The sequence below is a fragment of the Thermomonas sp. genome (assembly GCF_035369645.1).
Lineage (GTDB): Bacteria > Pseudomonadota > Gammaproteobacteria > Xanthomonadales > Xanthomonadaceae > Thermomonas.
The window spans coordinates 1-10,227 of sequence record NZ_DAOOUM010000043.1 but is presented as its reverse complement, the minus strand read 5'-3'; the positions used below and the strand labels follow the sequence as shown (position 1 = coordinate 10,227).

9 protein-coding genes are annotated in these 10,227 nt (G+C 59.8%); 8 read left to right on the top strand and 1 reads right to left on the bottom strand.

Going from position 1 to position 10,227, the window contains the following annotated elements; translation table 11 throughout:
• The 6 genes from PK789_RS09020 to PK789_RS08995 form a co-directional block, all read left to right on the top strand.
• Positions 1 to 1,155, top strand: a 1,155-nt coding sequence (locus PK789_RS09020; RefSeq protein ID WP_324308435.1) for an AarF/UbiB family protein, incomplete at its 5' end; no start/stop codon positions are given.
• Positions 1,156 to 1,409: 254 nt separating this feature from the next.
• On the top strand, positions 1,410 to 4,235 hold the full coding sequence (locus PK789_RS09015) for a TonB-dependent receptor plug domain-containing protein (RefSeq protein WP_324308434.1): 2,826 nt from the start codon (positions 1,410 to 1,412) through the stop codon (positions 4,233 to 4,235).
• Positions 4,236 to 4,377: 142 nt separating this feature from the next.
• On the top strand, positions 4,378 to 5,370 hold the full coding sequence (locus PK789_RS09010; protein ID WP_324308433.1) for a cation diffusion facilitator family transporter: 993 nt from the start codon (positions 4,378 to 4,380) through the stop codon (positions 5,368 to 5,370).
• 66 nt (positions 5,371 to 5,436) lie between these two features.
• On the top strand, positions 5,437 to 6,489 hold the full coding sequence (locus tag PK789_RS09005; RefSeq protein WP_324308432.1) for an NAD(P)-dependent alcohol dehydrogenase: 1,053 nt from the start codon (positions 5,437 to 5,439) through the stop codon (positions 6,487 to 6,489).
• Positions 6,486 to 7,235: a pseudouridine synthase gene (locus PK789_RS09000; protein ID WP_324308431.1), complete on the top strand. Its 750-nt coding sequence runs from the start codon at positions 6,486 to 6,488 to the stop codon at positions 7,233 to 7,235. Before PK789_RS09005 ends, PK789_RS09000 begins: the two co-directional genes overlap by 4 nt.
• Positions 7,236 to 7,336: 101 nt before the next feature.
• On the top strand, positions 7,337 to 7,675 hold the full coding sequence (locus tag PK789_RS08995; protein WP_324308430.1) for a zinc ribbon domain-containing protein YjdM: 339 nt from the start codon (positions 7,337 to 7,339) through the stop codon (positions 7,673 to 7,675).
• Positions 7,676 to 7,769: 94 nt separating this feature from the next.
• Here the strand turns inward: PK789_RS08995 and ald are convergent, their stop codons facing one another.
• A complete protein-coding gene (ald, locus tag PK789_RS08990; protein ID WP_324308429.1) occupies positions 7,770 to 8,888 on the bottom strand; it encodes an alanine dehydrogenase in 1,119 nt (372 codons plus the stop codon).
• A 145-nt stretch (positions 8,889 to 9,033) separates the two neighbouring features.
• Here ald and PK789_RS08985 point away from each other — a divergent pair, with 145 nt between their 5' ends.
• Together PK789_RS08985 and PK789_RS08980 are read left to right on the top strand one after the other, a co-directional pair.
• Entirely contained in the window at positions 9,034 to 9,516 is a 483-nt protein-coding gene (locus PK789_RS08985) for an Lrp/AsnC family transcriptional regulator (protein WP_324308428.1), read from the top strand.
• Between the two features lie 16 nt (positions 9,517 to 9,532).
• Positions 9,533 to 10,227: HAD family hydrolase (locus tag PK789_RS08980; RefSeq protein ID WP_324308427.1), on the top strand; the 695-nt coding region annotated here is incomplete at its 3' end.

Genomic DNA, 10,227 nt, shown 5'->3' with positions numbered 1-10,227 from the left:
AACAACGTTGCCGCAGTGGTGGAGCGCGCCCATCCCAGCGCCGACAAAATCCGCCCGCGCGAAATCGTGGCCGAGATTCAAAACACCCTGGCAGCCGAACTCGATCTGCAGCGTGAAGCCGGCAACGCCAGTTTGCTGCGCCGAAATTGGCAAGACTCGCCGGACTTGTACGTGCCCGAAGTGATCTGGTCACACACCGCCGAACGTGCGATGACGATGGAGCGCGTGCGCGGCATTCCATCCGATGACGTGAAGGCGCTGGACGCCGCCGGCATCGACCGCAAGGCCTTGGCCGCCAAAGGTGTGCGGGTGTTTTACCAACAAGTGTTCCGCGATAATTTTTTCCATGCCGATGCGCACGCCGGCAATATCTGGGTGGATGCCACGCGCAAAAGCGATCCGCGTTTCATCGCGTTGGATTTCGGCATCATGGGCCAGCTTTCCAGCGAGGATCAGTACTACCTTGCGGAAAATTTCATGGCGATCTTCAACCGCGATTACCGCCGCATTGCCGAGCTGCATGTGCAGGCCGGCTGGATGCCCGCGCATATCCGCATCGACGAGTTGGAAGCCGCCGCACGCGCAGTGTGCGAACCGTATTTCACCCGCCCCCTGAGCGAAATTTCCTTGGCCGAAGTGCTGGTCAAGTTGTTCCGCACCGCCCAGCGCTACGAACTAACCTTGCAGCCGCAACTCATCTTGCTGCAAAAAACCCTGCTGAATATCGAAGGCGTAGGTCGCCAGCTGGATCCGCAAATCGACATCTGGGCGGTGGCCAAACCGGTGTTGGAAGCCATCCTGCGCGAACGCTACAGCCGCAAACGCTTGCTGGGCGAATTACGCAAACGCGCGCCGGAGCTGATCACCCGCGCCCCCGACATGCCGCGCCTGCTGCATGCCTGGCTGCAACAGCAAGTGGATGGCAGCCATCGGCTGGGCATGCATTCGGCGGACGTACGTGAAATTGCATGGGTGTTGAAGGCGATGCAACGCCGCATCGTGTCCTCGATCCTGGGCGTGGGCCTGCTGATCGTGGCGGTGGTGCTGTATGCGCTGGACGCCGGTGGGCCGAAGGTGTTGGCGCTACCGGTATCGGCCTGGATCGCAGGATTGGGCGGGCTATGGGCCTTGCTGGCAGCGTGGCCACGGCGTTGATTTTTTCGAACAAGTGTGTGTTTCGATAAAAATTTCTAGGTGAAGTGCTCCAAATATTCGAAATATGTGACGCTGTCGCGCTTTCGTTTGGGGGGTGCACATTGGTGTTGACTTGGACGTGAATGAACGCCGGGCAACAGATGAATGGGGGTGTTCAAACGTTAATTGATTCTTAAAAATGCGCATCCCGGGGTTTTCCCCGGTGAATTTGCTGCATCCCCCATAAGAATGATTAACGTCGCCAAGGATTCCCCATGAATTTGACCTCTAACCGCGCCATCAAGCGCAGTCCGCTTGCATTGGCATTGTTAAGTGGCCTGCTGTTGCCTGCATTTGCATTTGCTCAAGACGCCAATTCGGCTGCCCCAGCAAAAGATCTGGATAAAATTGTTGTCACCGGCTCGCTGATCCCTCAGTCGCAGATCGAAACCGTGGTGCCGGTCACCGTGATCTCGGCCAAGGACATCCAGGCACGTGGTTTCAGCAGCTTGGCCGAAGTGCTGCAAAAGAGCAGCTTTGCCACTGGTGGCGTGCAGAACAACCAAACCTCGGGTGCGTTCACCCAGGGCGCGGAGACCCTGAGCCTGTTCGGTTTGTCGGCCAGCTATGTGAAGTACCTGGTCGATGGTCGCCCGATGGCCAACTACCCGGGGTTGTACAACGGCACCGATGTGTTCAACAACCTCAGCAACATCCCGGTGGCGCTGGTGGATCGCATCGAGATTTTGCCGGGCGGCCAGTCCTCGCTGTACGGCTCGGACGCGATTGCCGGCGTGGTCAATATCATCCTGAAGAAGGGTGTGGATGGCAGCGTTCTGGGTGGCCGTTTTGGCGGTTATGACCAAGGCGGCGGGCAGTCTGCCCGGCTCAGCTTTGCTACCAGCATGGAGAGCGCGGACAAGCGCTGGAACACTTTGCTGGGCGTGCAACTGGAAAAAAGTCGCCCGGTATGGGCCGCGCAGCGCGACCTGACCAAGCGTTACAACGCGACCGGCTACAGCGGTGAGCAGGCGCTGGCCAGCCGCAATTGGCTGGTGTACAGCCCAACGAGCAGCTACAAATTTTTGGATCCAGCCAACTGCGCCAATGTGAGTGCTGGTGAAGGTGGCACGGTCACCAAGCAGGCACGTCCGGGGTTTGGTGACGGCTACTTCTGCGGCTCGATGTTCACCCCGGGTGATGCGACTCTGAAGAATCGCAAGGAAAGTGCGCAGGTCTACGTGCATTCCGCATTCGATATCAACGACCGCGTACAGGCTTACGCCGATGTATTGGTGGCGCGCGAAAAAGTGGGCTACAACGTGTCCCCGGAATCCCAATACTGGAGCACGCAGCCGACCTTCGGTTATTACTACGACCCGCGCATCAATGGTGGTGAGCTGCTCAATTTGCAGCGCATTTTTACCCAGGAAGAAACAGGTGGGCGTAGCCGCTTGATGAATCAGGATCAGGGCACCTCGTATGCCGTCACCGTGGGCATCAACGGCACTCTGAGTGACGCATCCAGCTGGGACTATGATGCCAGCCTGTCGCGCACCCAGTATCGCCTGACCCAGACCGCGATGAGCCGTTTGAAGGATCCGATCAACGCCTACTTCCAGCAGCATATTCTAGGTGCGCAGTTGGGCCTGGACCCGACCTACAACGCCTACCCGGTGTTCAAGCCGGACTACGCCGCGTTCTACACGCTGTTGTCGCCAGCCGATGTGGCCGGCTTCATGGGCCGCACCGTGTCGCATAGTGAGACTTACGACAATCTGCTGCGTGTGCAGTTCACCAATGGTGCGCTGTTCTCGTTGCCGGGTGGCGATGCCGGCATCGCGCTGGCGGCCGAAGCTGGCAAGCAAGGTTGGAACTACACCCCCGATTTGCTGCTGACCAGCGGAAAAATTTGGGGCACCACCGCGTTTAATGGCAATGGCGATCGCACCCGTTACGCGGTGACCGGTGAATTGCGTTTGCCGCTGTGGAGCCAGCTGACCGCGTCGGCATCGGCCCGTTACGATGCCTACCACATGGGCGGCCAAACAATCTCCAAGCCCACCTACAACCTAGGTTTGGAATATCGCCCGTTCGAGACTCTGTTGGTGCGCGGTAAGTACGGCACCGCTTTCAAGGCGCCGACCTTGGCCGACCAGTTCCAAGGCGTCAGTGGGTTCTACAGCCGCGCGGTGGATTACTACAGCTGCGCCAAGCACGGGTTTGATGCAGGCAATGTCAGCGGCTGCCCCAGCCAATACGCCGATATTGAGTACTTTGGTCAAACCTCGGGCAATACCGCGCTGAAACCGATCAATGCCAAAGTGTGGAGCTACGGTGTGGTGTGGGCACCATTGGCCAAGCTTTCGGTCAGTGCCGACTACTACCACTGGAATATCCGCGATGAAGTGTCGTCGCAGGACGTGGATCAGTTGCTGCGTGACGAGTCCAACTGCCGGATGGGCAAACTGCCGGCGAGCTCCGGCACCTGCTTGGCAGCGTTGTCGCAGATCACCCGTGGTGCGGGTGGCGAAGTGCAGAAGATCTTTTTGAACAAGATCAACATTGCCAACGAGACATTGAATGCGCTGGCCCTAGGCGTGAACTATCAGCATGACTTCGGCACCTTTGGCCTGGTGTCGATGGGCGGCACCTGGACGCGCAACTTCACGCATGATTTCCAGCCCTATCCCACCGATGCCGTGCGTGACCTGCTGAGCAACCCGTACTACAGCACCGACCCCAAGGTGAAGGCGGAAGCCTCGCTGGGTTGGAGCCGTGGCCGTTGGGCCAGCACCGTGTACGCCAACTACATCGGCAAGACCCCCAACTATCGCGCCACCCTGGATCCGTCAGGCTATGCCTTTGCTGGTGCTGGCAAGTTGGGTGCATACACCACCTTCAACGGCAGCGTCAGCTATGACGTGACCGAAGACCTGAAGGTGTCGTTGCAGGTCAACAACATCGGCAACCGCAGTCCAAACATGGATGTCCGCTCGTACCCAGGCAACACCGGTTCGCCCTACAACAGCTATAACTACGACGTGTTGGGTCGCGCTTACTTCCTGGATATCACCTGGAATTTTGGTAAGGGCAAGTAATCCACTCGCGTCAATACGCACCACGAACCCCGCCGCAAGGCGGGGTTTTTTATGGCAACAGTGCAGGCACAGCCAGTGCTGCAATTGTGTAACCCATGCCTGACCGATTACGGTGCGCGCCAATTCACGCGGAATCACGGCAATGGGCGCAAGCCACGACCACCCCCCGCACGACGCGCACGACGCGCACGGCGACGACGGCACACACACGCATGGCCATGCACACGGGCACGCGCATGGCGCGGGTGGGCATAGCCATGTGCCGGCGGTGATCAAGCACGAAAATCCGTTGTGGATCGCGTTTGCGCTGACATTGGTGGTGCTGCTGGTCGAGATCGCGGGCGGGCTGTTATCCAACAGTTTGGCGTTGCTCTCGGATGCCGCGCACATGATGACCGACGTGGCTGCACTGGGCGTATCGTTGTTTGCCGTGCGCATGGGCCGGCGGCCCGCCGATGCGCGCCGCAGTTATGGCTATGCGCGCATGGAGGCGATCGGTGCGTTGATCAATTCCAGTCTATTGTTTTTGGTTGCGGGCTACATCTTGTGGGAGGCCATCGGCCGCTTTCGTAGCCCGCAAGATGTGGCATCGTCCAGCATGCTGGTGGTGGCCACGATTGGTCTGCTGGCCAATTTTATTTCGATGAAATTGCTGGCCGCCGGTGCCGGCGAAAACCTCAACATGCAAGGTGCTTACCTAGAAGTGTGGAGCGACATGCTGGGCTCGTTGGGGGTGATCGCGGGGGCGGTGTTGATTCACTTTACCGGCTGGACCTTGGTGGACCCAATCGTGGCGGTGCTGTTGGGGCTATGGGTGCTGCCGCGCACCTGGGTCCTGTTGAAGCAAGCCGTCCATGTGTTGATGCAAGGCGTGCCGGCGGGCGTGGATGTGGACGCAGTGCGTGATGCCATGCAAGCGGTGCCGGGCGTAGCGGCGGTGCATGATTTGCATGTGTGGGCATTGGGGTCGCAAGAGCCCATCTTGACCGCGCATGTCTTGTTGGCGGAAGGCGTGGTAGATGCTGACCGCGTGCGTGCAGCGGTGGCTGCTGGGTTGCACGAAACCTTTGCGATCGATCATGCGACCTTGCAGGTGGAAGCCCAGCACTGTGGCGCCGGCAAATTGCACGACTGAAGGTTTGCTGCGGCGGCGCGATAACCGGCGTATGGTGCGGGTTCCTCCCTGTCCTGCGGTGTTGCCATGACCACCCATGCCTTTGGTGCCCACGCGGCTGATCAACCCCTCGTTGCGATGGCCATCCAGCGGCGTGCGCCGGGGCCGTTGGATGTGCAGATCGACATCGCGTATTGCGGGGTCTGCCATTCGGATTTGCATACCGTGCGCAGCGAATGGCCGGGCACCTTGTACCCCTGCGTGCCGGGCCACGAAATCGTCGGCCATGTCAGTGCAGTGGGCGATGCGGTCAGCGGATTTAACGTCGGTGATGTGGTCGGTGTGGGCTGCTTGGTGGATAGCTGCCGGCACTGCGCTTCTTGCGAGGAAGGGCTAGAGCAGTACTGCACCAGCGGCATGGTGGGGACTTACAACGGACGCACGACCGATGCCCCTGGGCACACGCTTGGGGGTTATTCGCAGCGCATCGTGGTCGATCAGCGTTTTGTCCTGCATGTGCGGCACCCACAGGCACAACTGGCAGCGGTAGCACCCTTGCTGTGTGCCGGCATCACCACCTATTCCCCGCTGCGCCATTGGGGCGCAGGCCCGGGCAAAAAAGTGGGCATCGTGGGGATTGGTGGCTTGGGGCATATGGGCGTCAAGATTGCGCATGCCATGGGTGCGCACGTGGTGGCGTTCACCACCAGCGAAGCCAAGCGCCATGAAATTCATCAACTGGGTGCCGACGACGTGGTGAACTCACGCGATGCTGCGCAGATGCAAGCGCATGTCGGTAGTTTTGATTTCATCCTCAACACCGTGGCCGCACCGCATGTGCTGGATGCCTACACCGCGCTGCTCAAGCGTGATGGCACGTTGTGTTTGGTGGGCGCACCGGCGGCACCGCACCCCAGCCCCAACGTCGCCGAATTGATTTTCCATCGCAAAGCCATTGCCGGCTCGTTGATTGGCGGCCTGCCGGAAACCCAGGAAATGTTGGATTTCTGTGCCCAGCACGGCATCGTTGCCGATATCGAGATGATCGCCGCGCACGACATCGATGCGGCCTACGCACGCATGCTCAACAGCGATGTGAAATACCGCTTCGTGATCGACTGCGCCACGATGGGCGTATGACATTGCGCACGATAGTCGGTGCGGAAAATATCCAGGCACCGGCATCTGCTTTGGAGGTGCTGTATGCCGATGCCGCGTTGGCGGTAGTCAACAAGCCCGCCGGGTTGATGGTGCATGACAGCGCGTTGGCACGCGGCGAAACCGACTTTGCTGCGGACCGTCTGCGCGAACAATTTGGCCGGCCGATCTTTTTGGTGCATCGGCTCGACCGCGCCACCAGCGGATGTTTGTTATTGGCATTCGATCGCGACAGCGCATCGGCGCTCGGTAAGTCTTTGATGTCGCACGACGTGCAAAAAGAGTATTGGGCGGTGTGTCGTGGCTGGCCGGCGGAAGCAATCTTTACCGTGGATCATCCGTTGGATGGCGGCCCTGGCAAACCGCAAAAAAAACCAGCGATCACGGCCTTCGAGGTCTTGTCGCGTTGCGAGTTGCCACTGCCTTCGGCAAGCTTTGAGACCTCGCGCTATGCGTGGTTGCGGGCGTCGCCACAGACGGGGCGTTTTCGGCAAATTCGCCGGCATCTCAAGCATCTTTCGCATCACTTGATTGGTGATTCCAGTCATGGTGATGGCCACCACAATCGCAATTTTCGTATGCAAGGCATTCATCGCATGTTGTTGCATGCGCAGCGGTTGGTGTTGGTGCACCCACACACCGGTGCGCGGCTGGATGTGCACGCACCGGTGGATACGGAATTTGCAAAGGCGCTGGCATTGTTTCCGGCACCGACAGCACACGCATGAACAGATGCATGAGCACAAGCGCAGGGCGTGCCTGCGATGGCTACGGTTACCGTGCAGCCTTCGCTAAACTGTCTGCTTAAATTTTGATGGAATGAGTGCTGATGTCCACGTTGCCGGCTTGCCCCAAATGCCAATCCAGCTACACCTACGAAGACGGTGCGATGTGGGTGTGTCCGGAGTGTGCGCACGAGTGGTCGGCCGGGGAGGCCGACGCCGAGGATGCGGCCAAGGTGATCAAAGATGCGGTAGGCAATGTGCTGCAAGACGGCGATACCGTCACCGTGATCAAGGACTTGAAGGTCAAGGGCTCATCGCTGGTGGTGAAGGTGGGCACCAAGGTGCGCAATATTCGCTTGGTCGAAGGTGATCACGATATCGACTGCAAGATCGACGGCATCGGCCAGATGGGGTTGAAGTCGGAGTTCGTGAAAAAGGCTTGATCTACAGACGCACTGTGACAAACAAGGGACGGCAATCGTCAATGGGAAACGCTGCCGTCCCTGATCGCATTTGGGTAATGCGATGGGGTGAGACTTACAACCCCAGCACGCTTTCCGCACGGGTGTAGGGCAGGCCATGCGCCTGTGCGACGGGCTCGCAGGTGAGCTTGCCTGCGCATACGTTCAAGCCATCGCGCAGGTGGGCATCGTCGATCAGGGCTTGCTTCCAGCCCTTGTTGGCCAGTGCCAGCGCGAATGGCAAGGTGGCGTTGTTGAGCGCGAAGGTGGAGGTGCGCGCGACTGCGCCGGGCATATTGGCCACGCAGTAATGCACCACGCCATCGACCACATAAGTGGGGTCGGCATGGGTGGTGGCGTGCGAGGTTTCCACGCAGCCGCCTTGGTCGATGGCCACATCCACGATCACCGCGCCAGTCTTCATGCCGCGCACCATGTCGCGGGTGACTAGCTTGGGCGCGGCCGCACCCGGGATCAGTACCGTGCCGATCAGCAGGTCGGCGCGGCGTACCAATTCTTCAATCGCTGCGCGGGTGGAAAACACGGTGGAAATCGCGGTGCCAAATTGCGCCGCCAAACGCTTGAGCGCATCGGCGCTGCGGTCCACCACGGTGACCTTGGCGCCCATGCCCACCGCAATGGTGGCCGCGTGGGTGCCGGACACGCCGCCGCCCAAGATCACCACCTCGGCTGCCGGCACCCCGGGGACGCCGCCCAGCAACACACCACGGCCGCCTTGCGCCTTCTCTAGCGCATGCGCGCCCACTTGCGGGGCCAGCCGGCCAGCGACTTCTGACATCGGCGTCAGCAGCGGCAGCGAGCCGTTGGCGGCGGTCACGGTTTCATAGGCAATGCACACCGCGCCGGAGTCGATCAGGTCTTGGGTTTGCGGGGCGTCGGGGGCCAGGTGCAGATAGGTGAACAAGATTTGGCCCGGGCGCAGCTTTTTGCGCTCTTCGGCCAGCGGCTCTTTCACTTTCACGATCATGTCGGCGCTGGCAAAAATCTCGTCGGCGGTTGCCAGCAGTTTGGCACCGGCGGCCAAGTAGTCTTCATCCAACAAGCCCGCGCCCAGCCCTGCGCCTGTTTGCACCACCACGTCGTGGCCGTGGTGGATCAGCTCGTGGACCGACGAGGGGATCAGGCCAACGCGGTACTCGTGGTTCTTGATTTCCTTGGGGACGCCGATACGCATGGTGGTATTCCTTGGTGGATGACGGCACCAGCCTCCCCGGCACCGGAAGTTGCGCAGTATGCGCTTGCAATCACGCATCCTGTCGCCGATTTTGCCAATGTTTCACGCTAATATTGGCGCTATATTTCAATAATTATTGAAACAGATGCATAAAATACGCCCCATTGGTATCAGCTTGGATGAGCGCGACCGCGCGATCTTGCGCCTGCTGCAACACGACGGCCGGCTGACCAATCTGGAGCTGGCCCAACGCATCAATCTGTCGCCGTCGGCCTGCCTGCGGCGGGTCAAATTATTGGAAGACTCTGGCCTAGTGGCGCGTTATGTCTTGTTGTTGGATGAAGACCAGGCCGGCCTGCCCGGCACCGCCTTTGTGCTGGTGACCTTGGACCAACAAGGGCGCGCGGCACTGGATGCGTTTGAAGCCGCGATCCATGATCACCCCGAAATCACCGAGTGTTGTTTGCTGGCCGGTGCTGCCGATTACATGGTGCGGGTGGTGTATGCCGATGCCGCCGACTTTGAGCGCATCCACACCGACGTGCTGACCCAATTGCCCGGCGTCACCCGCGTGCAAACCACCTTGGCGCTGCGCACGGTGAAGCGCACCACGGCATTGCCGGTGTAGCCCGTACACTGTGCGCATGCAGACTTCACAGACCGGTATCACATTGGTCGGCTTCGATGCCGACGACACCCTTTGGCGCAGCCAAGATTATTTTGACGAAGCACAGCAGCGTTTCGAAAACATCCTTGCTGGGTACGTCGATCTGGCCGATGTGGGCCAGCGCCTTTATCAATACGAATCGCGCAATATCGCGTTCTTTGGCTATGGCGTGAAAGGCATGGCGTTATCGATGATCGAGGCTGCCATCGACATTACCGGTGCCAGCATTCGCGCCGCCGATATTGGCCGGATCATTCACTTGGCGAAAGAGCTGCTGCAGCATCCGGTGGAGTTGCTGCCTGGCGTGCGCGATGCAGTGGCGGCGGTGGCCGCGCAGCACCCGGTGGTCTTGATCACCAAGGGTGATCTGTTTCATCAGGAAGCCAAAGTACGCGATAGCGGGCTGTCGGATTTGTTCCGTCGCATCGAGGTGGTCAGCGAAAAAGACCCGGCAACCTATACACGCTTGCTTGCAGAGTTCGGCATCGACGCCGCACAATTTTTGATGGTGGGAAATTCGCTGCGTTCGGATATCGCGCCGGTGTTGGAGCTGGGTGGCTGGGGCGTGCATGTGCCGTATCACACCACCTGGGCGCACGAAGCCGAGGCCACGCTGACGCATGGTCAAGGACGCATGCGCACGTTGGCTTCACTGTCCGATTTGCCCCCCAC

What these genes read in the sequence shown, in the direction of transcription:
- PK789_RS09000 (WP_324308431.1), top strand. Translation starts at nt 6,486, where the DNA reads ATGACATTGCGCACGATAGTCGGTGCGGAAAATATCCAGGCACCGGCA.
- PK789_RS09010 (WP_324308433.1), top strand. Translation starts at nt 4,378, where the DNA reads ATGGGCGCAAGCCACGACCACCCCCCGCACGACGCGCACGACGCGCAC.
- PK789_RS09015 (WP_324308434.1), top strand. Translation starts at nt 1,410, where the DNA reads ATGAATTTGACCTCTAACCGCGCCATCAAGCGCAGTCCGCTTGCATTG.
- PK789_RS08985 (WP_324308428.1), top strand. Translation starts at nt 9,034, where the DNA reads ATGCATAAAATACGCCCCATTGGTATCAGCTTGGATGAGCGCGACCGC.
- PK789_RS09005 (WP_324308432.1), top strand. Translation starts at nt 5,437, where the DNA reads ATGACCACCCATGCCTTTGGTGCCCACGCGGCTGATCAACCCCTCGTT.
- PK789_RS08995 (WP_324308430.1), top strand. Translation starts at nt 7,337, where the DNA reads ATGTCCACGTTGCCGGCTTGCCCCAAATGCCAATCCAGCTACACCTAC.
- ald (WP_324308429.1), bottom strand. Translation starts at nt 8,888, where the DNA reads ATGCGTATCGGCGTCCCCAAGGAAATCAAGAACCACGAGTACCGCGTT.